20 protein-coding genes and 1 pseudogene are annotated in these 24,642 nt (G+C 69.9%); 7 read left to right on the top strand and 14 right to left on the bottom strand.

Translation table 11 applies throughout. From position 1 onward, the window contains the following. The 9 genes and pseudogenes from F8M74_RS30500 to rsfS form a co-directional block, all read right to left on the bottom strand. Positions 1-2,599: pseudogene (locus tag F8M74_RS30500) on the bottom strand (flagellar hook-length control protein FliK); the annotation flags it as partial. Further along, the gene (locus F8M74_RS30495) at positions 2,592-3,209 is read right to left on the bottom strand and encodes a peptidoglycan-binding protein (protein WP_216620017.1); all 618 of its coding nucleotides are present in this window, start codon (positions 3,207-3,209) and stop codon (positions 2,592-2,594) included. The pseudogene F8M74_RS30500 and the gene F8M74_RS30495, both read right to left, overlap by 8 nt. Before the next feature lie 146 nt (positions 3,210-3,355). Beyond that, entirely contained in the window at positions 3,356-6,061 is a 2,706-nt protein-coding gene (locus tag F8M74_RS30490) for a M1 family metallopeptidase (protein WP_141258706.1), read from the bottom strand. 400 nt (positions 6,062-6,461) lie between these two features. Continuing rightward, on the bottom strand, positions 6,462-7,163 hold the full coding sequence (locus F8M74_RS37565; RefSeq protein ID WP_171410259.1) for a ComF family protein: 702 nt from the start codon (positions 7,161-7,163) through the stop codon (positions 6,462-6,464). A 19-nt stretch (positions 7,164-7,182) separates the two neighbouring features. Then, positions 7,183-8,724 carry a 2,3-bisphosphoglycerate-independent phosphoglycerate mutase gene (gene gpmI, locus F8M74_RS30475; protein WP_141258705.1) on the bottom strand — a complete coding sequence of 514 codons (1,542 nt, stop codon included), beginning with the start codon at positions 8,722-8,724 and terminating at the stop codon, positions 7,183-7,185. Positions 8,725-8,780: 56 nt separating this feature from the next. Continuing rightward, entirely contained in the window at positions 8,781-9,536 is a 756-nt protein-coding gene (locus tag F8M74_RS30470) for a GNAT family N-acetyltransferase (RefSeq protein ID WP_228560581.1), read from the bottom strand. A gap of 54 nt (positions 9,537-9,590) precedes the next feature. Next, entirely contained in the window at positions 9,591-10,748 is a 1,158-nt protein-coding gene (locus F8M74_RS30465) for an RNA ligase RtcB family protein (RefSeq protein ID WP_141258703.1), read from the bottom strand. Between the two features lie 63 nt (positions 10,749-10,811). Next, the gene (locus F8M74_RS30460) at positions 10,812-11,276 is read right to left on the bottom strand and encodes a 23S rRNA (pseudouridine(1915)-N(3))-methyltransferase RlmH (RefSeq protein ID WP_141258702.1); all 465 of its coding nucleotides are present in this window, start codon (positions 11,274-11,276) and stop codon (positions 10,812-10,814) included. 1 nt (position 11,277) lies between these two features. Beyond that, on the bottom strand, positions 11,278-11,847 hold the full coding sequence (gene rsfS, locus F8M74_RS38190; protein WP_228560579.1) for a ribosome silencing factor: 570 nt from the start codon (positions 11,845-11,847) through the stop codon (positions 11,278-11,280). On the opposite strand from rsfS, the gene F8M74_RS30450 reads away from it, so the two are divergent. Further along, on the top strand, positions 11,846-12,223 hold the full coding sequence (locus F8M74_RS30450) for a tetratricopeptide repeat protein (RefSeq protein ID WP_228560577.1): 378 nt from the start codon (positions 11,846-11,848) through the stop codon (positions 12,221-12,223). The genes rsfS and F8M74_RS30450 overlap by 2 nt on opposite strands. A 9-nt stretch (positions 12,224-12,232) precedes the next feature. Here F8M74_RS30450 and F8M74_RS30445 read toward each other — a convergent pair whose 3' ends face one another. Continuing rightward, entirely contained in the window at positions 12,233-13,354 is a 1,122-nt protein-coding gene (locus tag F8M74_RS30445) for a hypothetical protein (RefSeq protein WP_141257682.1), read from the bottom strand. Between the two features lie 38 nt (positions 13,355-13,392). Here F8M74_RS30445 and F8M74_RS30440 point away from each other — a divergent pair, with 38 nt between their 5' ends. Next, on the top strand, positions 13,393-13,929 hold the full coding sequence (locus F8M74_RS30440) for a hypothetical protein (RefSeq protein ID WP_171410258.1): 537 nt from the start codon (positions 13,393-13,395) through the stop codon (positions 13,927-13,929). 23 nt (positions 13,930-13,952) lie between these two features. On the opposite strand, the gene F8M74_RS30435 is transcribed toward F8M74_RS30440, so the two are convergent. Continuing rightward, on the bottom strand, positions 13,953-14,999 hold the full coding sequence (locus F8M74_RS30435; RefSeq protein WP_228560575.1) for a TetR family transcriptional regulator: 1,047 nt from the start codon (positions 14,997-14,999) through the stop codon (positions 13,953-13,955). Positions 15,000-15,172: 173 nt separating this feature from the next. After that, positions 15,173-16,582, bottom strand: coding sequence for a sigma-54 dependent transcriptional regulator (locus F8M74_RS30430; protein WP_020478237.1), 1,410 nt, complete (start codon positions 16,580-16,582; stop codon positions 15,173-15,175). Between the two features lie 162 nt (positions 16,583-16,744). On the opposite strand from F8M74_RS30430, the gene F8M74_RS30425 reads away from it, so the two are divergent. The 3 genes from F8M74_RS30425 to F8M74_RS30415 all read left to right on the top strand — a co-directional run bounded on the left by F8M74_RS30425 (position 16,745) and on the right by F8M74_RS30415 (position 20,310). Beyond that, positions 16,745-17,326, top strand: a complete 582-nt coding sequence (locus F8M74_RS30425; RefSeq protein ID WP_141257685.1) for an NUDIX hydrolase — start codon at positions 16,745-16,747, stop codon at positions 17,324-17,326. 230 nt (positions 17,327-17,556) lie between these two features. Beyond that, positions 17,557-18,300 (top strand): TenA family transcriptional regulator, encoded by a 744-nt coding sequence (locus tag F8M74_RS30420; protein ID WP_141257686.1) that lies wholly within the window; start codon positions 17,557-17,559, stop codon positions 18,298-18,300. A 219-nt stretch (positions 18,301-18,519) separates the two neighbouring features. Further along, complete coding sequence (locus F8M74_RS30415; protein WP_228560573.1) at positions 18,520-20,310, top strand: methyl-accepting chemotaxis protein; 1,791 nt, start codon at positions 18,520-18,522, stop codon at positions 20,308-20,310. Here the strand turns inward: F8M74_RS30415 and F8M74_RS30410 are convergent. Beyond that, the gene (locus F8M74_RS30410; protein ID WP_141257688.1) at positions 20,294-21,787 is read right to left on the bottom strand and encodes an ATP-binding protein; all 1,494 of its coding nucleotides are present in this window, start codon (positions 21,785-21,787) and stop codon (positions 20,294-20,296) included. The genes F8M74_RS30415 and F8M74_RS30410 overlap by 17 nt on opposite strands. Positions 21,788-22,095: 308 nt before the next feature. Here F8M74_RS30410 and F8M74_RS30405 point away from each other — a divergent pair, with 308 nt between their 5' ends. Next, a complete protein-coding gene (locus tag F8M74_RS30405) occupies positions 22,096-22,647 on the top strand; it encodes a dihydrofolate reductase family protein (protein ID WP_141257689.1) in 552 nt (183 codons plus the stop codon). Between the two features lie 153 nt (positions 22,648-22,800). On the opposite strand, the gene radA is transcribed toward F8M74_RS30405, so the two are convergent. Then, positions 22,801-24,168: a DNA repair protein RadA gene (radA, locus tag F8M74_RS30400; protein ID WP_141257690.1), complete on the bottom strand. Its 1,368-nt coding sequence runs from the start codon at positions 24,166-24,168 to the stop codon at positions 22,801-22,803. A 183-nt stretch (positions 24,169-24,351) separates the two neighbouring features. Here radA and F8M74_RS30395 point away from each other — a divergent pair, with 183 nt between their 5' ends. After that, positions 24,352-24,621, top strand: coding sequence for a GlsB/YeaQ/YmgE family stress response membrane protein (locus tag F8M74_RS30395; RefSeq protein ID WP_141257691.1), 270 nt, complete (start codon positions 24,352-24,354; stop codon positions 24,619-24,621). Positions 24,622-24,642: the final 21 nt, after the last annotated feature.

Genomic DNA, 24,642 nt, shown 5'->3' with positions numbered 1-24,642 from the left:
GGTGGGCCGTGGGGGCGTAGGGCAGCGCCACCGCGCCTCCGGGAGCTCCGCCGCCGGGTGCGGCGAAGGGGCGCCGCTGCGCGGGGATGTATTGGTAGTTGACGTCGCCCGTGAGGAGCACGAACCGCTCGTTGGCGTGGAAGGGCGCCTCTCCCTGGAGCGTCGGTGGCAGCGGGGGCGCGAGGGCCTTGCAGACCGCGGCCGGGTTGCTGACGCCAGCGGCGCGGGCCACCGCGCCTTCCAGCGACAGGCCGGGGAGCGGCGCGGGGGCATGGGTGCGTACCAAGGCCTCCACCGCGGCTCGCACCGCCTCGGCGCCCTGCAGCACGACGCCGGCCGCCGTATTCGCCGCCGTCGTGACGGGGAAGACGGCAGGTGCACCGACGATGGCTCCTTGCACATGGGCCAACGCCAGGGCTTCGGCGCTCCCGGGCATCAACGGCGCGCCGCCCGCCGCCGCTGTTCCCATGGCCGTGAAGGTGGCGACCGCCGTGCCCGGCGCGCCGCTCGCCACGATGACGGCCGCGCCCGCCGCCGCCGCCATCTGGGGCAAGGCTCCGCCCGCGACCACCGCGGCGTCCGCGGCGACTTCAGCGGCCCGGCCGAGCGCCACCGCCGTGGCGGCAGCGAGCGCGGGGTGCGCCACGGCCAGCGTCGCGATGACCAGCCGCTGTCTCGCGGTGAGACCGGCGCCTGGACCACCCGCTCCCACCGCCGCGGTGGCCGCGGCCGACTGTCGCCGGGCGAGGACCGCCGCGGGATTGGGGTTGCCACCGGCCGGACCCATCGCCGCGAGAAATGCGGCCAGGCCGCCTCCAATGCCAGGAAGGTTGGGCCCCGCGAACGCGGCCGCCACCCATCCCGGAGGGGCGCCTCCGCCGATGGTGACCAGACCTCGCCCATTGCCCCCCAGGTTGTTGGCGTCGGTGGCCACGGGGCCCGCGGCGACAGCCGCCGCACCGGCCGCGTCGCGCACGCAGACATAAAGCGCCAGCCCGGAGTTGTTGCGCGGGTCCGAGCCACTGGCGAGCGGGTTCTGCGCGCCTTCACGGTAGTTGCGTTCGACGAAGCCCCAGGGAAACCGCATGTGACTGCCACCTGGGCGGTTCCAGGAACTCGGCGTGCCGCGCGGACTCGCGGCTGTTCCAGGCCGCCCCGATGCCGCCCAGATGTAGAACTCGCCACCGTCGTGGACGACGCGCGCGACCGTGTCGCGGCACACGACGGTGCCCATGTGCTGCTGCGGCGCGAGCCACCGGCAGCGAAAGGACTCCGGGTAGTAGCGCCCCAAATCACAGTGGTCCATGTCCCAGTGGGACAGGATGATGAGCGGGCCGTTGCACATGCAGGGGCCCACACAGTGCCCCTGCGGAATGATGGGGAAGGTCCCCTGCTGGCCGTTGGCCGGGCTGCCGAAGTCGTAATAGACGATGGCGCGCCCCTGGTTGTCGTACAGCACCGAGCACGCGCCCTGGCCCACGTTGAAGAGCCCCACGAAGGGGGCGAACAATCGGTTCGGGTCGGACGCATCCATCGGATTGGGCGCGCCATCACCTACGTATGCATGAGCGGTGGGCGGTGGGGCACCTGGCCGCGACCTTTCCTTGGGCACCGTTCGTGAACTCAGCGTAGGGCCGGCTGCTCCGGCGAATGCGAGCACGGGCCCTCCGGGAGGCGGCATCCAGTCATCGAAGAAGTCCGCGACCTCCTCGGTGAAGGCGCGCACCTGTTGGGTGAGCTGGCGGGCCGCGGCGCGCATCCACCGGGCCAGCGCCGGGGTGGCGACCCGGGCCGTCACCGGGATGGGGAGGGGCGCGGAAGGAATGGCGAAGGGGTTCTTCACGGGCGGCTCGGGAATCGGTCCCGAGCCTCCGGAGCCGCCAGGGCCTCCTGGACGAGACGGAGGCGGTGGTGGTGGCGGCGCGGGCAACGGGAAGTGGAGTGCCTTGAGGGCGCCCTGCGTCAGCCCGCCATCCGAGCGATCCTCCACCCGCAGGAAGCTCCGCAGCCAGCGCTCCGCGGGCGGCGAGTCCGTGTCCGGGGTGAAGCCCCGCACCGTGTGCACTCCCGCGCGACGCACGCTGCCCGCCCGCACGAAGAGCCCGTCCGGGCGGGTGCTGCCCGGCGCCGCCTGCAGCTCCAGGTGGAACCAGTCCGTCTCGTAGAGGTCATCACGCAGCGGGTCCCCGGGCGCGAGCTCGAACTCGAAGACGGACACCGGGGCGGAATCATTGCCGCCGTCGATGACTCGCCGCAGGAACCAGTAATAGACGACGTAGAAGAGGTTGAGTTGCTCCAGCGTCAGCGCATCGTAGAAGTCCTCGAAGCGCCGGCCGTTGATGACGGCATTGAAGAAGCGGAGGAAGTCGCCCGGGTCGAACTGCTTCTCCAGTTCGTTCCAGACCCGGTCCATCCAGTCGCACTCGACGCACTCCAGCCGCAGGTAGAGCGGGTCGTCGTCCGCGCCTTCCCGCTCCGTGACGAACGCGTAGTAGCGGCCGGGAAACCGGATGTTGAGGGTGTTGATTTCACCGCCGCGTGCGACGTGGCCAAGTCGGCGGTTCTTGGGCACTGGAGGAGGTGTCGTGGTCTCAGGCACCGTGAGCCTCCCGCAGCTTGTGGCGGGTCCGCTCATCCACCGTGCCGGAGGGCATCAGCCCGTATTCGGCCTGGAAGCGCGCGACCGCCTCGGAGAGCGCGTCCTCCTCGCTGGCCTCGTCCTCGAGGAAGCCCAGGTTCACCAAGCGCGCTCGCAGCCCCTCCTCCGTGGACACGGGCTGGAGCGTCCCCAGGGACAGCGTGTACTCCTCGCCGCCGACCTCCAGCGTCGCCTCCCGGGCACCGGGAGGAATCCCGCACTCGATGAGGCCCTGCTCGTTCGTCTCTCCTTCGTGGGTGACGTCCCCGATGACGAGCCGGTAGGGCACCTTCGTCCGAGGCGCACCGTCCTCATGCAGTCGCAGGCGGAAGCGTTCCGGGATGCCCTTGAGCCTGAACGTGTGCGTCCTTCCCGTCGCGCAGGGGACCTGCCGGATTTCCTTGTCCGGGAGCGTCACCGTGTCGCCGGGCTTGAGCACATGCGGGCTCGTCCGTTCCCTTCGCAGGGCCTCGTTCTCCGGCGCTTCCCAGACGCGCTGAGGACTCAGGTTGTGCGCGTGGGCAATGCTGGAGACGCAGTCGCCCGCTTGTGCTGTGTACGTTCGAGGCATGGGTCCGGCGGACTGAGTGCAGCCCGTGTGCCGGACGTGGCTGGAGTGGCCCCATGCCGCGGGGGGCAATCACCGCGGCGGCCGTGCGCGTCATGACGGAACGCAGATGCGTTTCGTGATGACGCGCACGGAGGCGTGTCGCGCGTTCAGCGGGATTTCGCGGGGATCGGCTGGCCCTTCAGGAAGTCCCTGACGCTCTGCGCGTTCAGCGTGCTGGACGCGGCGCAGAGGCGGATGGACTCCATGGTGCGGGTGAGGGTGAGAGACGCGTTCTCCAGCTTCGCCGCGCGGGGGGTGAGGAATGCTTCCGCTTCGGCGGCGGTCTTCTCGTCGCACAACATGTCCACCAGTCCGATGAGCCCGGCGACTTCGTCCGAGCGCATCCGGCTGGCGAGCGCGTCGAAGTGCTCCTGGTAGAACGCCCAGGCGAGCGCCCGCGTCTGCGGCATCGAGAAGGCCCCCGTGAGGATGGAATGGGTGTCGCGCACGTCGAACTCGCTGCCGGCCACCAGCGCGAGCGCCTCGCGCATGAGCGCCGGGTCCCGGAAGGCGCCCAGGGTGGTGAAGACGCGGCTGCGTTCGGTCCGGTCCTCCGTGGCGCGGGCGCGCGCGACCAGCGTGTCGAAGAAGGCCTTGTCTCCGTTCCGAGCCGCCACCATCAGCGCGAGGGGAACGGCCTCCGGGTGGACGGACTTCCGGTCCGCCAGCCATGCCTTCACCAGCCGGTTCGCGTCCCGGACCAGGGCCGGGTCCTCGCCGCGCAGCGCCGCCAGCCCCAGGAGGTTGGGTCGCAGCGACTTCACCGCGTCGTCGTCACCGGGCTTGGGCTCCCAGCCCAGCGCGCGGGCCCGAGGGCCGTACATCGCGGCCACCCAGTTCCGGTAGCGCGCGCGCTCGTCGTTGGACAGCCGGTCCACGTGCACGAAGGTCAGCAGCCGGGCGCCGCGCTGCATGATGAGGCGGTGGTCAGCCTTGGCCGTGGTGGGCACGTAGCGCAGGACGTCGCCCAGGGGCAGGTCTCCCCGGCGCACCCCGGCCTCCATGTCGGCCAACAGGGTCAGCCGCTCGCGCACCGTCAACGCATCCGTGGGCGCGGCCAGCACGCGGGTGAGTTGCTCGCGCGTGTAGCCGGAGCGGTAGTAGCCGGTGCCTCCCGCGTTGAGCACGAACCAGGAAGGGCAGCTCTTGCCGGGCAACGCCAACTCGCCCGTGGCCCCGGTGAGCATTGTGCATGTACGCTCGGACGTCTTGCCGGAGCCCGCGCGCACACACACTGGCACGGACCATGTTTGGTCCTTGCTGGCGGTGGAGCCCGCGGGGACGTAGCGCTCCTGCGTGAACTTCAGCTTCGCGGGGGCTCCCGGCTGGCATTGCAGCTCGGCGGCGATGCGCGGCGCGCCGGGCTGGTCGATGAAGCTGCGGAAGGCACGCGCGACGTCCGGCCCCGCGGCGGCCGACAGCGTGGCGGCGAAGTCCTCCGACGTGGCCACGCCCCATTCATGCTTCTTGATGTGACCGCGCAGCAGGTCGCGCATGCGCTCCTCACCGAGCCACGCCTCGAACATGTCGATGATGGCCGAGCCCTTGGCGTACGTGGTGCCGTTGTCGAATGAGCCCAGCACCTCGTCATGCGTGTTGGCGGGCTTGCGCACCGGCGGGGTGGCGGCGAGCGCGTCCGTGTCCAACGCGAAGAGCGTGGACTGGGTGCTCTGCTCCAGCCCGAAGCCCCAGCTCGTGTCGAAGGGGTCCACCGTCTTGCGGTCCAGCCACGAGGTGAGCGACTCGTTGAGCCAGATGTCGTCCCACCACTGGCAGGTGACGATGTTGCCGAACCAGTAGTGCCCCAGTTCGTGGTTGGCGATGTTCACGTACCACTTGCGGCGCGCGAGCGTCTCCTCGCCGGGACGGATGAGTGTCAGCGGCTGCCCGAGCGCGACGAGGCCCGGGTGCTCCATGGTGCCCCAGTAGCGCGGCACTACCGCGACGTCGAGCTTCTCGTACGGGTACGGCATGTCGAAGTAGTCTTCAATCAGCGTGACGATGCGCGGCGTGACGCTGGCCGCGTAGGCCGTCTCCGCGCCCCGGCCGCGCGGCACGATGAAGCGCAGCGGCGCGGCGTTGCGGCCCGCGGTGCCCGCGTCCACCACGTCGAAGGGGCCCACCACGAACGCCACGAGGTAGCTGGGCATCGGCTTGCTCTCGGCGAACGTGACGCGCGCCAGCCCGTCCGGCAGCGTCTCGCGCGAGACGATGGGGTGGTTGGCGAGCGCGACGTGGTCCTCCTTGGCGGTGATGCGCAGCGCCCAGGGCACCTTGAAGCCCGGCTCGTCGAAGCAGGGGAAGGCGCGGCGCGCGTCGACGGGCTCGAAGAAGGTGTAGAGGTAGGGCTCGCCGCCTTCCTCCACGGCGTAGAGGCCCTGGCTGCGCTCGCGGTCGACCTTGCCGGTGAAGGCGATGTGGATGCGGGCCTTGCCCGGCGCGAGCGTTTCGGGGAGCAGCAGCCCGAGCCGCCCTTCGCTGGCGGTGACGGGGCGGGCCTCCAGGGTGCGGCCTCCCGCTTCGATGCGGGCCTGCGAGACTTCCATGTCCTGCCCGTGCAGCCAGACCTGGCGCACCGGCTCGCTCACGTCCACGTCGATGCTGACGCTGCCGGAGAAGGTGGGCTCGGCGGGCAGCAGCTTCAGGTCGAGCGCGTAGCGTGTGGGGCGGACCGAGTCGGGCAGCCGCAGCGCGGGAGGCTGGGGTTCGGGCCATTCAGGGGCGGCGGCCACGGGAGCGGCGGGGGGCGCCTCGGGCGCATGGGCGCAGCGGAGGACGGCGACCGCGAGTGCAAGTGGGAGGAGCGAGCGCATGGGCTGACGCTAACTCCAGTCGGCCCTCGGGCCAGAGTCCTTGAGTGTGGCCCTGCGTCGATGAGGGCAGCTCTTTCAGGAGAGGCGGAGAGTGGGGCCGTGTGTGTTGGGCGCCCGCGTCATGGGATGTCTCACGCCAGGACGCGAACCCGGCCGTGCCCGGTTTGAAGGCGTTTCCCTCGGAGCCGTTCGCCGGTTCGTCACTTGCTGACGCCGGGACATGGGGGGATTGGCCGCGAAGGAGCGCCGCCACACGATGAATGTCTACTGACGAAGGAGGGCTGCCTTCACCCGGGCGCCTTCTCAGGATGTGTGGGGCAGGATGAATCCAGAGGAGCGGCGCGAGGTCGAAATGTAGTGGGTCCGGGCCGCCCAGAAGTAGCCCTCGGGCGCCGTCCACTCACTCCAGGCTGAAGGCCCGCGCCAGCGTCAGCATCTCCACTTGAGCCGCGCCGGCTTCGAGCAGGGCCGAGGCCGCCGCCCTGGCGGTGGCGCCAGTGGTGAACACATCGTCCACCAGCAGCACACGCTGCCCCGAGACGCGGGAAGACGCGGCGAACGCCCCCGCGACGTTGTTCGCCCGCTCCGCTTCGCTCAGACCCACCTGCCGCTGTGTCTCACGGTGCCGCGTCAGCAATCCCACGGGCGCCTTGCGCCCCGTGGCCTTCGCCAGCGCGCCCGCCAGCAACTGCGCCTGGTCGTACTTACGCGCGTGATAGCGCCGCGTGTGTAGCGGCAGCGCGACCACCAGCTCGGGTGCACGGCTGAGGAAGCTTCGCGCCTCGCCCGCCAGCAACTCTCCCAGCGGGCCCGCGAGGTTGGGGTGGTCCTCGTACTTGAACCGGTGGATGGCGCGCGCCAGGGGCCCCTCGTGCGCGAAGGGCGCCCAGGCGCGAGTGAAGGGTGGCGGGGCGGCACGGCATCGGGGGCACGTGCCCCCAGGAAACGCGCCGGGCTCCGCGCAGGTGCGGCAGCACGCGGGAGGAAGCCGCTCCACCGCGGTGTCGCACGTCTCGCAGAAGAAGCCCTCGGGGCCCGGCAGCACCTTCGTGCACGCGAGGCACGAAGGGGGATAGAGCACGTCCAGCAGGGCCTTCAGCACGGGCCGTGCCCCGCGCGCATCACGGCAGCAGGCCCTGACGGTTCATCTCCTTGGACTGCGGCAATCCCATCACCTTGCAGAGGGTGGGCGCGATGTCCGCGAGGATGCCCGGGCGCAGCTTCTGCCCTCGGAAGTCCGGGTGGATGAGGTGGAAGGGCACCGGGTTGAGCGTGTGCGCGGTGTGGGGCTCGCCCGTCTCCAGGTCCACCATCTGCTCGCAGTTGCCGTGGTCGGCGGAGATGGCCAGCACCCAGCCGTTGCGCTCGCACGCCTTGCCCAGCGCGCCCAGGCACTCATCCACCGCCTTCACCGCCTTCATCGCCGCGTCCAGTCGGCCGCTGTGGCCCACCATGTCCGGGTTGGCGAAGTTCACCAGCGCGAAGTCGTACTTCCCGGAGTCGAGCCGCTTCACCAGCTCGGCCGTGACTTCGTAGGCGGACATCTCCGGCTTCAAGTCGTACGTCTTCACGTCGCGCGGGCTGGGCACCAGGTGCCGGTCCTCGCCCGCGTAGACGACCTCGCGGCCGCCGTTGAAGAAGAACGTGACGTGCGCGTACTTCTCTGTCTCCGCCGTGCGGAACTGGCGCAGCCCTTGGCGCGACAGCAGCTCCGGGAAGATGTCCTGCGGCTGGTCCGGCTCGAAGAGCGCCGGCAGCTTGAAGGTCTCGTCGTACTGGGTCATGCACACGTAGCGCCCCAGCCGCAGCCCGCCCCGATCGAACTCCTTGAACTCCGGGAACGCCAGGGCCTGCGTCAGCTCCCGCGCCCGGTCCGCGCGGAAGTTGAAGAAGAGCACCGCGTCGCCGTCCTGGATGCGGCCCACCGGCGTGCCGTCACCGGCAGCCAGCACCGTGGGCTTCACGAACTCGTCGGTGACCTTCTCTGCGTAGGACGCGCGGATGGCGCTCAGTGCGTCCGGCGCCTTGGGCCCGCGGCCGAACACCAGCGCCTCGTAGGCCTGGTGCACCCGGTCCCAGCGCTTGTCGCGGTCCATGGCGTAGAATCGCCCGGTCACGGTGGCGATGCGGCCAGTGTGCGTCTCATGGAGGAAGCGCTCCAGCTCCTCCACGTAGCCCAGCGCGCTCTGCGGCGGCGTGTCACGCCCGTCCAGGAAGGCGTGCACGTAGACATGGGCCACGTTGCGTTCCTTCGCGGCCTTGAGCAGCGCGAACAGGTGGTCCATGGACGAATGGACGCCGCCGGGCGACACCAGCCCCAGCAGGTGCAGGGCCTTGCCGTCCGCCTTCACTCCGTCGAGGGCCGCGCGAAGCACGGGGTTCTGCGCCAGCTCTCCGGACTCCGCGGCGCGATTGATGCGCACCAGGTCCTGGTAGACGATTCGCCCCGCGCCGATGTTGGTGTGGCCCACCTCGGAGTTGCCCATCTGCCCCTCGGGCAGGCCCACGGCCAGACCCGCCGTCTGCAACTCGGTGAAGGGGTAGGGGCTCGCCAGCTTGTCGAGGTGCGGCGTGCCGGCCAGGACGATGGCGTTGTTGTCACGCTCCTGGCGAATACCCCAACCATCCAGGATGCAGAGCAGGACCTTGTGCGCGGGCGTCATGCTCCGAACCCTAACCATGCAGGCGCCAGACGGGAGAGGACAAAAAGCGAGCGCGTCTATTGATACTCGCGGAAGGACCCCTGGGGTACGAAACCCAGCCGGGAATAGACGCCCTGGCCCTGCGCGGACGCCTGGAGGGTGGCTGTCCGGTAGCCCGCCTCCCGGGCATCCAGCAGGGGTGCCAGCGTGAGCGCCGCGCCAATGCCTCGTCGCCGAGCGTGCCGCACAGTGGCCACCGAGTAGAGTCCCGCGACCCCCCACGCCTGGTGGCACTCACTGGCGGCGACCGCTTCGCCATCCAGGTAGCCCACGAAGAAGCGGATGGGGCTGTCGGGTGCGAGCGCCACGTGCGCCGTCCTCGCGTAGAAGTCCAGCACGTGTGGGTCGGCGGGCTCCCAGTTCGCCGCGACGACGCGGGCGAAGTCCGCCAGGGTGTGTTTGTCCTCGGCGCGGCGGATGCACAGCCCCGAGGGCAGCGTGAGTCCTGGCAGCCGGGAGAGGTCCATGGACATGCCCAGCTCCTGCTCGGCGTTCACCAGACCGTGCGCCGACAGGCGGGCGTCCAGGTCCTCGGGCGCGGCGTCCGGTCCCACCCACCATGCGAAGGGAAAGGCCTTGTCCCGGAAGTGGGAGACGGCGGCGGCGATGCGCGCGTCCGCTTCGTGGCGATCAAGCCGGGCCCGGCACACCACGTTGAAGGTGTTGCAGGGCAACCCGGAGTCGACGAGCAGCAGCCCGGGAGTGTCCTTCACGATGGCGCCGGGGAGGCTTCGCGCCAGATAGGTCATGTGCTCCACCTGATTGGCTGCCATGGCGGAGCGCACTCGCGGGGAGTCTGGTTCGAGGAAAGGCTGCATGGGGGGCCCCTACTCCGGCCGGGCGCGCGTCTTGTAGGTGAGGACAGGCGCCAGGGTGGCCACCACTCGGACCAGCCCCGCTTCCACCAGGTCCGTCACCACGCGGTCGATGGGCTTGTACGCGGGAGGCGCTTCCTCGAAGAGGAGGTCCTTGTTCTCACACACCACGTGGCTCTTGAAGGCGGTGCGGGTGAGCGATTCCGCCGTGAAGCGTTCGCGCATCCGTTCCCGGGCCGCCGTGCGTGTCCACTTGCGGCCCGCGCCGTGCGCCAGGCTGTGCGCGCTGGCGTGGCTCTCTCCGGTTGGAATCACCAGGTAGCTCAGCGCGCCGCGGCTGCCGGGAATCACCACCGGCCCTTCGTCGGACGGCGCCGCGCCCTTGCGGTGCAGCCACTGCGTCCGTCCCGTGTCACGCCGAGGGGTGACACTGTTGTGGCACACGTCGAGGACTCGCTGGCCCATCGCGCCGATGCCGTCCAGCATCCGCCGCGCCACCAGGGCCCGATTGGCCCGGCCCCAGGCCACCGCGTGGTCATGGCGCGTGAGGTAGGTCTGCGCCTCGGGTGAGTCGTCCGCGAGCCCGCCCGCCGCGTGCCGGTCCACGTGGGCCCGGAGAATCGCTTCACCCAGGCCGCGCGAGCCGGAGTGCACCAGGAGCAGCAATCGGTCCGCCTCCAGGCCCAGGGCGCTGAAGACCTTCGCGTCATGGACCGCGTCCACCCGCTGCAACTCCGCGAAGTGGTTGCCGCCGCCCACCGTGCCCAGCGCGGCCTCGTAGCCCGAGGACTTCACGCCGTGCTCCTGGAGGAAACCTTCCGTGTCACCCGTCCACGGGCCTTCCAGGTCCAACTTGCCTGCCCAACGCTCGGGCTTGGCTTTACGTGCCAGCAGGTCCACGTTCCACAGGCCCATGCCACAGCCGATGTCACTGCCGACCAGATAGGGATAGAGAAAGCCTTCGGAGGTGAAGGCCGCACCCACCGGAGCACCCTTGCCGGGATGCAGGTCCGGGAGGCCCACCGCCAGCTTCATGCCTGGCAAGCGGGCCATGGCTTCGAGTTGCCGCACCGCCTCGCCTTCCACCCAGGACTGGGCGGAGGCGATGACACGCACGGGCGCCTGCGGCGCGGAAGTGGGGAGATGTTCAGAGGAGGCGTCAGTGCGCATGCCCGGGCTGACGGCACCCGCGCGCCACGCCTGACGGTGGCGCCGGGCCCCGTGCCCGGCCGCCTACTTGTGGTACGGCTCGCCCTTGAGGATGGTGAACGCGCGGTAGAGCTGTTCGATGAGCACCACGCGCGCCAGCCGGTGAGGCAGCGTCATCTTCGACAGGGACAGCGTGAGGTTCGCCGCGTCCCGCACGCGCGTGTCGAGCCCCTCGTCCCCGCCAATGATGAACAGCAAATCCTTGGCGCCCGTCTGCGCCTTGCCGACGTAGCGGCTCAACTCGACGGAGTCGAGCAGTGAGCCGCGCTCGTCCAGGGCCACCAGCCAGTCCTGCGGCTTGCGCTTGGAGAGAATCGCCTCGGCCTCGCTGGCCTTCGCATCCCCGGGCTTGAGCCGCTTGCCGCTGGCCTCCGCCAGCTCCACCAGCTCGAAGCGGGTGTAGTGGCCCAGGCGCTTGGCGTACTCCTGGACCGCGGGCTCATACAGGCCCGAGCGGTCCTTGCCGATGGAGAGGAGCCGGACCTTCACTTCAGGCCAGCTTCTCCCGAGACGCGTCGGCCCAGAGGCCCTCGAGGTCGTAGTGCGCGCGCAGGTCCGTGAGGAACAGGTGCGCCACCACCTCGCCGTAGTCGAGCAGCACCCACTGGCCCGTCTCGAAGCCCTCGGTGCCGATGGGACGCTGGGGCTCGTCACCCGTCTTGAGCTGCACCTGGACGTTCTCCGCCATGGCGCTCACCTGGCGGTCCGTCTCCGCGGAGGCGATGACGAAGTAGTCCGCGTAGGACGTCATCCCGCGCACGTCGAGGATGACGACGTCCTGCGCCTTCTTGTCCACCAGCAGCTTGCCGATGCGGTGCGCCAGCGCCTTGGCGGCCGGGTTCTCCGCGGGGCCCACCTTCTGGGTCGGGGCAACTGGGAGCTTCGCCTTCTTCTTCTTCGCGGGGGCCTTGGCAGGCGCCTTGGCGGAGACCTTCCCCGCCGACTTCTTGGCTGCGGGGGCCTTCTTCTTCGCGGGCGTCTTGCCCGATACCGTCTTCTTCCGTGCCGCCGGGGCCCGGGTGGTGGTCTTTTTCGCGGTCGTCTTCTTCTTCGTGGCCATGTGCGGCGCACCCTACCGCACCCTTGGCAACACGGAAGCGGTCCTCTATCTGCTGGTGTCCATGAGCGACGCCCGGCTGGAACAGTTCAAGAAGATGGTGGTGGACTTCCCCGACTCCCCCATGAGCCATTTCTCCCTCGGGAAGCTGTACCTGGAGCGGCGGCAGTACCCCGAGGCCGCCCACGCCCTGGAGTCGGCCGTCCGGCTGGACCCCACCTATGCGGCCGCCATGGTGGCCCTGGGGGATGCCTGGGCGGGGGCGGGGGAGTCCGACAAGGCGCGCGAGGTGCTGGGCCGGGCCCGGGAGCACGCCCTGGCCCAGGGGCACCCGGGGCTCGCCGAGGAAATCGACGAGCGCATCGCGGACCTGTCGTAGGCCGCGCCCTCAGTAGCGCCAGGTGAAGCCGGTGCTGAAGACCTGGCGCGTGTAGGTGAGCGAGTTGCGGGGCAGCCGGGTGCTCCAGATGCCCCAGGTCACCTCCAGGTCCAGCGACTCCGTCAGCGGCCGCGCCAGCTTCACCGACAGCGAGTTCTGCCCTTCGTCCTCTTCCACCAGGATGATTTCCGGGGAGAGGTAGATGCCGTCCGGATACTGGATGATGCCCAGCGAGCCCTGCGCCAGCAGGGTCACCCGCCAGGGCAGCCGGACGCCGGCGTTGGCCGACACCCGGTGCCGGCGAATCGTCTCGCCGTAGCTGTTGGAGGAGAGCTCCTGGAAGGCGTACGTCAGCCCCAGGGCCAGCGGGCCCCGGTAGGTGTACGACGCTCCCGCCGTCAGGGCTCCATCCTGACGCCGGCCGGTGAGGAGTCCCGAGCCGTCCCCCGTCCCCGGCGGGCGTGCCCGGGGTGGGGTGCCGAAGCGCCGGGAGTTCCAGTCGCCGAAGACGGACAGGCTGTGCCGGCGGTCGAAGCGGTAGCGGCCCAGCACACCCACCTCGGGGCCGCCGAAGTTGGCGGTGGGGTCTGGTCGGTACACGAATCGCCGGGCGCCTGCCCGCACTCGCAGCGTCAGTCGCACGTCCGGGGCGTATTCCAGGAACGCGGTGGTCCCCAGGTCCGAGTATGAGCGCGAGCCACCCCGCCGGTCCTTCGCATGGCCCTCCAGGCCGATTCCCAGCGCCGTGCCCAGTGCGTGTGACGCCTCCACCGCGCCTGACTGCACCAGCGTGTTCTCGTCCTGGTACAGGAGGTACACGCGCGTGCCCAACTCGTAGCGGCCCACCAGCTGGGCCTGTTCGAAGGAGCCGCGCCCCTCGGCGGAGCCCAGCAGGCTGAGGGCGAAGTCCCGCTCCGGGCTGGGAGTGAGCGGGTCGGTGAAGTCCCGGGGCGCGTTGGTGTCCAGCATCAGGCGGCCGGTTCCCCTCAGTGCCCCTTCCCACTCGGCCGCGGGCGCACGGCCGGCGGCGAGCATGGCGAGGACGAGCAGGAGCGGCGCGAAGGAGCGGACCACGGCGCGCGACCATAACCCGTCGCAGGAGGGCAGGGGCGGCTGTCCAGTTGCTCCCACCGGTGACGACGCCCCCGGCGGCCCGTTACATTGGGTCCATGCGCCTTGTGTCCTTTCTCGCGGTGGCCTGCCTGGGCCTGTCCGCCTGCGCCTCCTCCTCCTTCACCACCGAGGTGAAAGGGGAGTCGACCGTGCCCGCGGGCCCGCCTGGCGTCGACACGCCCCTCAACGGCCTTCCCGCCATCAGCAGCTTCGCGGGGATGGACTTCGACAAGAACCAGGACTTCAAGAACCAGGGGATTCACAAGAGCGAGGTGACGTCCGTCAAGGTGGAGTCCCTCACGCTCAAGGTCCTCAGCCCCAATGACCAGGACCTCCGTTTCCTGGACTCAGTGGAGTTCTATGCCCGCGCGGGAGACCGGGAGGCGCGCATCGCGGCGCGCCAGGACGTGTCCGCGCTGGACCTGAGGCCGCCCAACCCCGTGCTGTCGCTGCGCGTGGACAACGTGGAGTTGCAGCCCTTCGTCTCCGCGCCGTCCATGAGCATCATCATCCGCGGCCGCGGCATCATGCCGGCGCGCGAGGTGCGGCTGCAGGCGGTGGTGAAGCTCCAGGTGGAGACCGGGCTCTTGTAGTCCGATGCCGGGAGGTGCGTGCCTCAGGGGACGCCCATCTCCTGCGCGCGCCGCTCCAGCTTCGTGGCGCGGCCTTCCAGTTCCCTGGCCAGCGTCTCCAGCCGCGCGGCCTCTGCCTCCATCGCCGCCAGGTCCACGGGGCCGCCCGACGCCAGGTCCTGGGCGCGCTGCGTTTCGACCTGGGGCCGCCGGTCCGTGGCCCGGGACGACAACTGCGTCGGATAGGGGGGGCGGCTCGGGTCGACACCTTCACCGGGGCGTCCGCCCCCGTTGGGGGCCGGATCGTCGGGGCTGTCACCCTGGAAGGTCGGCGCACTGGGGCCTGGCACGGAGCGCTCCACCTGCAGCGTCCGGTCGCTCCCCATGCGCAGGCGCAGCCGCCGGTCCTGGTCGTCGAACATCGACTCCTCGCCGAGGAAGTCGTTCATGCGCCGGTCCAGGTCGCGCTCCTCGCGCACCTCGGTGATGCGGCCGCGCAGCGCCTTCAGCCGCTCGCGCACCTTGTCCCGGGTATCGCGGAGCGTGTCCGCCTGGGCCAGCAAATCCTCGGGGTCATCACCGCCCGCGGTGGCTTTGTCCAGCGAGGGCACCTGGGACGCGGGCAGGGCGGCGCGGATGGCTTCCCGCTCGGCGCGAACCGAGCGCACCGCCTCCAACAGCTTCTCCCGCTGGCCCCGGTCCGCCGTGCCTTCCCACGCCGCGAGCAGCCGCGTCAGCTCGTCCGACAGCGCCGTGTGCAGGGCCAGGTGGGCGCGCTCCGCTTCGCCCTCCGCCGCGACGACGGCCTGCGCCAGCCCGGTGAGCTGGCCGCTCAGCTCCTGCGAACGCCGCAGCGCGTCCTCCAGCTCCGTCCCCGCCATCAGCTTGCCCTGGCGCCGCGCCTTCAGCGTTTCGATGCGTGCCGCCAGCCCGTTGAGCTCGTCGCGCAGGGCCTGTTGCTGACCCCGCAGCGAGCGCGTCTCCGCGCGAGCCGACTGGGCCCGTCCCCGCACCGCTTCCAGCCCAGACGCGGCCTGACCGGGCATGGCCAGCAGCAGGCTCAGCAGGAGGGCGAGGGAGCGGAGAGTCATCAGCGACAGCCCCAGAGCAAGGTGAGTGCCAGCCTGCCTTCCCATCCCCGGGGTTCGAGGCCACTCGGCGCCCAACAATTCCGGACACCTGGAGCATCCAGAGGGATAGGGGTGGAGGTGGGATACCGGTGAAAAGTCATGGGGGGCGGGGGCGGATGACAGATTTTCGAGGTTCAGCTCTCCTCGGGAGGCGTCCCCTTGGGGAGGAAGCCGTACTTCTCCAGCTTGTAGTACAGCGCGGACGTCTTGATACCTAGCAGGCGGGCCGTCTCCGTCTTCACGCCGCTGGCCTTCTCATAGGCCCGGGCGATGAGCTGACGCTCCAAATCCTCCAGGATGTCGGGCAGGGGGCGGTCGCCCTGGAGCACTGGCAGGCCCGCCTCGACGCGCGGAGTACCACTGGCGGTGAGGTGTGAGGGCAGGTCCAGGTCGGTGAGCTGCTCACCTTCGGCGAAGACGAGCGCCTGTTCGATGACGTTCTCCAACTCGCGCACGTTGCCGGGCCACGCGTGGCGGGCCAGGGCACGCAGCGCGCTGTCGTCCAAGCCCATTACGCGCCGGTTCACGCGCATGGCGTGCTTGGCCACGAAGTGCCGGGCCAGCAGGGAGATGTCCTCGGGCCGCTCGCGCAGGGGCGGCAGCACCACCGGAACGATGTGCAGGCGGTAGTAGAGGTCCTCGCGGAAGCGCCCGGCCTTCACCTCGGCCTGGAGGTCCCGGTGGGTGGCGCTCACCACGCGCACGTCCACCTTGAACGTGTCCTCTCCGCCGACGCGCTGGATTTCCTTCTCCTGGAGCACGCGCAAGAGCTTCGTCTGCACGGAGGCGGGAATCTCGCCAATCTCGTCCAGGAACAGCGTGCCGCCGTCGGCCAGCTCGAAGCGCCCCAGCTTACGCTTCACCGCGCCGGTGAAGGCGCCGCGCTCGTGCCCGAACAGCTCGCTCTCCAGCAGTGTCTCCGCCAGCGCCGCGCAGTGCACGACGATGAAGGGGCCGTCTCGGCGCGGGGAGCGCTGGTGGAGCATCCGGGCCACCAGCTCCTTGCCGGTGCCGCTCTCTCCGCGCACCAGCACCGTGGCGTCGCTCTGCGCCACCTTGAGCACCTGGGACACCAGCCGCTGCATGGGCTCGCTGTCGCCCACCAGGCTGCCGTGCGTGAGGGCCGCGTCCGTGTCGTGCGCGGCGGTGCGCGCCGTCAGCCGCTCCACCTGCTTGCGCGTGGAGGCCAGCTCCAGCCCCTTGTCCACCTTGGCGCGCAGCACCTCGGGTGGGAAGGGCTTGGTGATGAAGTCGTAGGCGCCTTGCTGCATCGCCTGCACCGCGGTCTCGATGGTGCCGAAGGCCGTCACCACCATGACGACGGCGCCGGCATCCAGCGCCTTGAGCGACTTCGTCACCTCGATGCCGTCCATGCCGTCCATCTTCAGGTCGGTGACGACCAGGTCGAACGGCGCCTTGCGGTAGGCGGCCAGTCCGTCCTGGCCACTGCGCACCGCGGACACGGTGTGGCCCGCCCGAGTGAGGGTGACAGCCATCCCTTCACGCAGCGTGTCGTGGTCATCGATGACGAGGATTCGCGCCATGGCGTGAGTCGATTCTCCCTGCAACCCGAGGCCGGCCGCCTCCTGGGGCCGCCGGATGAGAGCACATCCGGACCGGCTCGCTCCACCGGCTCAGGAGGTTGTCACATGTCACGGGCGTGCGAAGGTGCTGGCGCCGCCCGGCCGGGAGCAGTACGGGGAGGCATGGAATCCGAAGTTTCTTCCGCCGCGTCCCTCCAGGCCCTGCTCGAGCGCCACGTTCCCGAGGACGTGAAGGAGCGAGAGGACCTGGAGCGCATGCGCCACTTCGCCCGTTCCCTGGCGCGGCCCTTCTCCCGGGAGCAGTTGGAGGCCCACTTCACGGGCAGCGCGGTGGTGGTGGACCCAGAGGGCGTGCGCGTCGTCCTGTTGCATCACCGGAAGCTCCAACGCTGGCTGCAGCCCGGAGGACACGCGGATGTCACGGACGCGGGCCACATGGAGGTCACGGCGCTGCGTGAAGCCCGTGAGGAGACGGGATGTCGCGTGTCCCTGCACCCGGCCGCGCCCCGGCCACTGGACGTGGACATCCACACCATCCCCGCGCGCCGCGACGAGCCGGAGCACCACCACCTGGACGTGCGCTTCCTCGTGGTGGCGGAGAACCCCGACGCCCTGGTGCATGACCCGGCGGAATCCTTTGGTGTGCGGTGGCTCACCTGGGACGAAGCCATGACGCATGCGGACGAAGCGCCCCTGCGCCGGATGTTGGAGAAGGCCCGGCGCGTGGTGGCCTCCGCGCCCTGAAGCGCTTGAAAGCGGAAGCGCGCACGGCCTCGCGGTCAGGGGCACTGTGGCTTCGCGGACCGAGCGCGCGCGCCCGCACCCGGATTTGAAACAAAATACGGAAAACATGGCCTGATTGCCTTTGGGCCGATGGTGCCGCTGGAAAGCGATTGCAACCATGCCGTCCTGCTTGGGCGGGTGAGGGAGGCCATGCCGGCCTGTCACCTGTCGGGAAGCCAGGAGCCGTGCCCATGTCGTCCGCCGCGCCCCACCGTTACAGCCCCCCTGTGCTCACGCTTACCGCGCACCCTGACTGGCTGGAGTCGATGCTGGAGTCGCTGCGCGACGAGTGGAGCGCGGCCTGCTGGCCTCCGTTGTTCCGCGCGACGGCTGACGGCCAGCGTCCACCGCTGCGTCACTGGCGGCGGGTGCTGTCCCACTTCTTCCTCATCGTCGAGTCCTTCCCCAAGTACATGGGCCTGTCGCTGGCGAAGACGACCTACGGCCAGCGTCCCGGCGACGCGAGCGCCCGCCGCTGGTTGCTGCAGAACCTGGGCGTGGAGGCGAAACACGCCGAGTGGTTCATCGACTGGATGCGCGGCATTGGCCTGGCGCCGGAAGATGTCTTCACCCAGCGTCCCCTGCCGGAGGTGCGAGCGCTGCATGAGTTCCTGCTCGACACCTGCGCGCACGGGACACTGGCCGAAGGCGTGGCCGCGTCCAACTGGGCGGTGGAGGGCATCACGGGCGTGTGGACGCGCGAGGTGGTGGAGCCCTTCCGCGCCTATGCCGAGGACGGCGCGCGCATCGACGCGCATTCGATGATGTGGCTCAAGGTGCACGCGCGCTACGACGACCATCACCCGGAGGAGGCGCTGGAAATCATCAAACTGTCCACCGACGCGGGCACCGGTGAGCCCTTCCGCGTCCAGGCCGCGGCCAGGAAGTCACTGCAGATGTATGCCGCCGCGCTCCACGCGTGCTGCAACGACTGAATCGCGCGACACCAGCGCACAGCCCTCTGGTGTGCCTCCCGCACACCTCGATGCCCGGCATGTGCTCGCGGGCCCCGTGTTTCATGTGCTCTGTCCGGAAGGCGGCAGCTTCCGGATGACCCGCCTGTCCGCTTCGCGCGGAGAGTGCCGTACTTGCGGGTGAGGACTTCCGGCTCTGCCCTCGGGGTGTGCGCCCATGGCCTCGGGGGGATGTGCCACATGAATGCCGAAGACAAGGTCATCCAGGAGTACCGGGGACGTGCGCTCAAGGTGTTCATGTTGTGGGTGCTGCCGGTGGCGCCCATCGCCGCGTATCTCAATGGCATGGCCATGGGCGTGGCGGGCTGGTCGGGTCTGATTGCGGTGGCGTGGGTGCTGCCACCCATCATCGTGGGCCTGGGCATCGCCTATCCCGCGTTTGTGATGCACGTGCTGGTGGACGGCGCGCTGCGGGAGCGGCCGGAGGACACGCCCGGCGCGCGGCTGGAGCGAATCCTGCGCCTGCCGTGGCGCGCCGCGGTCGCATCCTCGTGGGGCGCGTGGACGCTGGGCGGCATCTGGTTCAGCCTCCACGTGTGCCTGCTGTGGAAGAAGGACCTGTCCCTGGTCGTGGTGGGCACGCTCATCGGCATCTGCTTCGGCGTGGTGCTGGGCTTTCCCATCAGCGTCACGCTGGAGCGGTTGTTGTTGCCGCTGGCGCTGGAGGAGCAGCGCAAGGACCCGACGATAGCGCTCAAGGGCGGCGGCTTCTTCTGGCCGCGGCAGGCCTGGTTCATGCCCGTCACCTTCATTGGCTCCAGCCTCTGCGCGTTGGTGCTGAGCGGGTGCGTGGTGCTGGTGAAGCTGCAAGGCGTCCGGGACGAATTGCACAATGCGCTGGTGGCGGAGGGCGCGCACGGCTCGGCGGAGACGCTGATGGGCATGGGCGGCATGCTGGCGGGTGAGCTGGCGTTCGGGCTGGCCTGGGTGGGTGGATTGCTGGCGATTCCCGCCGTCACCACCTGGATGCTGGCGCGCCGCCAGGCACACGCGGCGGGCGCGGTGGGCGTGGCCATCGAGTCATTGTCCGCAGGGCGCGTCGTCTCGCCCGCCTGGGTGTCCACGGATGAGATGGGGGACTTGTCGGCTGGCATGAACGCGGTGCTCGTCCGCCTGCGGCAGCTGCCCCTGTCGCTCAATGCCTCCGCCACGCGGCTGAGCGGCGCGGGACGCCACCTTCGAGAGTCGCACGACGAGCACCAGCAGAGCCTGGTCCGTCAGGCGTCCGCGCTGCACGAGGCGCAGATGACGTCGGAGGAGATTCGCCGCACGTCGCTGATGGCCGTCGAGCGAGCGGAGGAGGTGCTTCAAGTGGCCCGCCGCTCGGAGGCACTGGGACAGCAGGGCGAGGCCGCGGTGGAGCGGAGTCTCAACGGCCTGGCGGACATCCGCCGCGTGGTGGATGGCATCCAGGAACGGCTGATTCGGCTGGCCCAGAGCACCACGCAGATTGGTGAAATCACCGAGACGGTGAAGGACCTGGCGGACCAGTCTCACCTCCTGGCGGTCAACGCGGCCATCGAAGCGGCGCGCTCGGGCGAGCAGGGGCGGGGCTTCGCGGTGGTGGCCCGCGAGATTCGCGGCTTGTCAGACCAGTCCATCCAGGCCACGCGGCGCATCCGCGGCATCCTCCAGGACATCAGCACGGGCATCCGCGACGCGGCGAAGATGGGTGAGGCCGGCGTGCAGACCCTTGGAACGGGCCTGGACCAGATGCGGGCGTCAGGGGACTCGCTGCGGGAGTTGTCTCGCATCGCCCAGGAGAACTCCACCGCGGCCCGGCAGATTGCCGCCGCGGTGACGCAGCAGGATGCCGGCTTCACGCAAATCTTCGACGCCATCGCGGACCTGTCGCAGCTCATGGACGCCACGCTGAAACGGCTGGAGTCCACACAGGAGGCCACCGACACGCTGAGGGTCGTCTCCGACGACGTGGCGCGGATGGCGCGGCAGTTCAACGCGACGGGGTGACGGAAGCGCCGTGGCCCGGCTTCCCTCCCAGCGGCAGCGTGAGGATGAAGCGCGTGTCTCCAGGCGCGGAGTCCAGCCGCAGCGCGCCGCCGTGCGCGAGCGCAATCTTGTGCGCCAGTGGCAGGCCCAGGCCGGTGCCCTTCTCGCGCGTGGTGAAGAAGGGCTCGAAGATGCGCTCGCGCGCCGTGCCGGGCACGCCGGGGCCCGTGTCGCGGACCTGGATGGTGTAGTGGCCGTCGTTGGACGCGCCGGACACCTGCACGCGTCCGCCCCGGGGGGAAGCCTGCACCGCGTTCTTCACCAGGTTGACTAGCGCCGCGGTGAGCAGGCTGCCGTCGGCTTCCAGCACCGCGGGGGCGGCGTCGATGTCCACCGCGACGTCGCGGGCGCTGGCCTCGGCGGCCATCAGCTCGCAGGCGACGGAGAGCAGGGTAGGGGCCTCCACGGGCGCGCGGGCCAGGGGCTGCTCGCGGGCGAAGGCGAGGAAGTCTTCGACGATGCGCTGGAGGTAGGCGACCTCGCGTTGGATGCGCTCCACATGCGCGCCCGCGTCGGCGTGGGCGCCGGCCTGGAGGTCCTCCTTCAAGATTCCGGAGAAGAGCGCGATGCCGCCAATGGGGTTGCGCACCTCGTGGGCCACGCCCGCGAGCATCATCTTCAACTGACGGTCCCGGCTCTCCAGGGCGCCGCGCATGTCCTCCAGCTCGCGCGCGAGGACGCCGATTTCCAGCGTGGGTTCCGGTGGCACCGGGGTCGTCAGGTCGCCCCGGCCGATTCGCAGCGCGGACGCCATCAGCCGCCGCAGCGGCCGGGCCAGACCGCGCGCCGTCACCAACGCGATGACGGCGAGCGCGCTCAGCGCCACCGCGCCCATGATGGCGTAGGTGCGTGACAGTTGCTGCAGGGGACCGAAGAAGGCGGCGCTGGCCTCCACCCCCACGGCGCCCACGACGCGGCCCTCGTACAGGATGGGCGCATACCCCGTCTTGTAGAGCCGACCATCCGAGCCGGTGAAGAGCACCTGACTGGCGGCGCGCTCCCCGGCGAAGACACGGGTGAGCTCCAGTCTGTCGCGTGCCAACTCCGGCATCTCCGCGCCCACCGGGAGCCCGCCCCCGACGTCCACGCGCACCCGGCCCTGCGTGTCCACGGCGTAGACGCGGCGCACGCCACTGGCCTCCGCGATGTTCTCGAAGGTACGGACGAAGTTGCGCCACGTGCGGGTGCTCGCCACGTCATCGCCGGGTTCGATGGTCAGCAGCCGCTCGCCATGGACCTGGGTGGCGGTGGCGGCGGCGATGCCGCTGAGGCTGGTGCCCAGCTCTTCTTCGAGGATGACGCGCGCGAGCTGGTAGACGGCGGTGCCCGCCACCGCGACGAAGAGCAGGGTGGGCACGAGGAACGCCACCAGCAGCCGCGCGGAGAGCGAGCCCAGCGCGTCACGCCATCGCGAAGTGTGTGGGGCAACGTGGGGCATGTCCGGGGCGGGACTCTAATCGAGCCTCGTCTCCCTCGCGGGGGCGAGGCTGTGCGCTGCCGCCTGCTCGGATGGGGGTTGCCGAGGGCGCCTTCGTGTGCGTAATTTGGGCGTGGCGCCTCACGGCGCTGTCCCATGACCTTCGCTCGCTAACCCAGGCTTCCGTGACTGCCCTTGCCGCTCCGGCCGATGTGCCGTGGCGTTGACGTGGGCTGCTGTCCGGATGCGTGGGTCCCCGCTGTGTTTCCCAGTCGTCTTCCTGAACCTGAATGACCGGCGCCTTTGCGCGCGCGGCATGGAGAACACGTATGCGAAAGCTCAAGTACCACGTTGCCACCAGCGTCGACGGTTTCATCGCCCACGAGGACGATACGTACGGCGCCTTCATGCAGGACCGTCTCATCAAGGATAGCGAGCACGTCGCGGACTACGTCGCGTCGCTGGCGACCTATGCGACGGTACTCATGGGGCGGCGCACCTATGACGGCGGCCTCAAGGTGGGGGTGACGGACCCCTATCCAAACATGGACACCTACGTCTTCAGCCGCACGATGAAGGAGAGCCCGAATCCGCGCGTGAAGCTGGTATCGGACGACGCGGTGGGCGAGGTCCGGCGCCTGAAGGCGCAGGAGGGCGGTGACATCTACCTGGCCGGTGGTGGTGCATTCGCCGGGTTGCTGCTCGCCGAGGGACTGGTCGACGAGGTCCTGCTCAAGATGAACCCGCTGATACTCGGCTCGGGCATCCTGCTGGCGTCCTCGCTGAAGCAGGTGGTGGACCTGGACCTGAAGTCCACCAAGGTCTACGCCAACGGCGTCGTGCTGCTGCGCTACGCCGTGATGCCTCGGCCACAGGCCTAGCTCGCGGTACTTCGGGAGGGAGCGTGTCCGCGTGACTTGGACGCGCTCCCTCCGGTGGAGATGCCCCCGTCAAATCGGACAGCTCAGGGGGGCGTTGGCAGTACGGAACTCGCGGGGTGACTTCATCTTCAGCCCACGCGCGGCGAGCACCGCTCAGTCGAACATCGCGACGAGCGCGTCGCCGAGCGTCTCCACGCCGACGACCTTCATCTTCGGACCCGTGCCTTCGAGCCGCCGCGCGCTGCCCGCGGGCAGCACCACGCGCTGGAAGCCCATCTTCGCGGCCTCCGCCAGCCGGGGCTCCACCTGACCCACCGCGCGCACCTCTCCGGCGAGGCCCACTTCGCCCAGCACCAACGTCTTCGGGTCCAGCGGACGGTTCTGGAGGCTGCTCACCAGCGCCGCGCACACCGCGAGGTCACACGCGGGCTCGGTGAGCTGCATGCCGCCCGCCACGTTGACGAACAAGTCGCAGCCCACCAGCGGAATCTCCTCCTTCTTCTCCAGTACCGCCGCCAGCAGCGCCACGCGGTTGCCGTCCACGCCAATCGCCGTGCGCCGCGCGGTGCCGTAACCCGTGGGCGCCACCAGCGCCTGCACCTCCACCAACAGCGGGCGTGTGCCATTGAGCGTGCTGGTCACCACGCTGCCGGACTTGCCCACCGGCCGCTCCGACAGGAAGAGGGCGGAGGGGTCGGACACCTCCACCAGCCCCGCGCCCTTCATCTCGAAGACGCCAATCTCGTTCGTGGAGCCGAAGCGGTTCTTGTGCGCGCGCAGGATTCGGAACGGGTGGCCACGTTCGCCCTCGAAGTAGAGGACCGTGTCCACCATGTGCTCCAGCACTCGCGGGCCCGCGATGGAGCCTTCCTTCGTCACGTGGCCCACCAGGAACGTGGGCACCCCCGTGCGCTTCGCGTAGGCCATCAGCCGGCCCGCCACCTCGCGCACCTGGGTGATGCTGCCGGGCGCGTTGCCCAACTCCGGCAGGTACATGGTCTGGATGGAGTCCACCACCAGCGCCTGGGGCTTCAACGCCTCCGTCGCCGTCAGTACCCGCTCCGCGTCCGTCTCCGCGAACAGGTGGATGGCGTCTCCCTCCACCCGGAGCCGCTCGGCGCGCATCTTCGTCTGTCGCAGGCTCTCTTCACCCGAGACGTAGAGCACCGGTCCGTGACGCGCCAGCCTGTCCAACGCCGCCAGCAGCAGCGTGGACTTGCCGATGCCCGGGTCGCCACCCAGCAGCACGATGGAGCCACTCACCACGCCCCCGCCCAGCACGCGGTCGAATTCGGCGATGCCCGTGCGCCGGCGCGTCTCCGTCTCGCCGCTGACTTCCTTGAGCAACATGGGCCGCGCCGCGCCGCCCGAGGCCCCCCATGCCGGACGTCGTTCATCCGCCTTCGGGTCCGTCTCCTCCAGCAGGGAACTCCACGCGCCACAGTCCGGACACTTCCCGAGCCACTTCGCCGTTTTGTATCCACACGCCTGACAGGTGTAGTGCGTCTTCGCCTTCGCCATGGGTTGGGTGAATAGCGCGGAACCCTGACGTTTTTGCGGCCTTGCGGGCAGGCACGACCGCAGAGCAGGCAGGCACCATGTCAAGCCCCCCCGCGCCAAGTTGTACGAACGGGAGGGGCAACCCAGGTTTGCTCCCAGGTGGGCGTCGCACCCTGCGTCGCTAAACAAGCAAGGGAGGTAGTCATGGGGATTATCGCGTTTCTGATCATTGGCCTTCTCGCGGGTCTGATTGCCCGCGCGCTCATGCCGGGCAACCAGTCGATGGGGCTCCTCGCCACCACGCTGCTGGGTATCGCCGGCTCCTTCGTGGGAGGTTTCATCGCTTCGCTCTTCCGCAGTGACGGCCGCGTCTTCGACCTGCACCCGACAGGGCTCCTGTTCTCCGTCCTGGGCGCACTCCTGGTGCTATTCCTGGTGGGACTCGCGGGCAGAGGGCGCCGCGTCCATGTCTAGGGCCGCGCGTCAGCTGACGCG

It is taken from the genome of Myxococcus sp. CA023, from assembly GCF_010998615.1.
In the GTDB taxonomy this organism is placed as follows: domain Bacteria; phylum Myxococcota; class Myxococcia; order Myxococcales; family Myxococcaceae; genus Myxococcus.
This window is presented reverse-complemented; position numbering and strand designations above follow the sequence as displayed.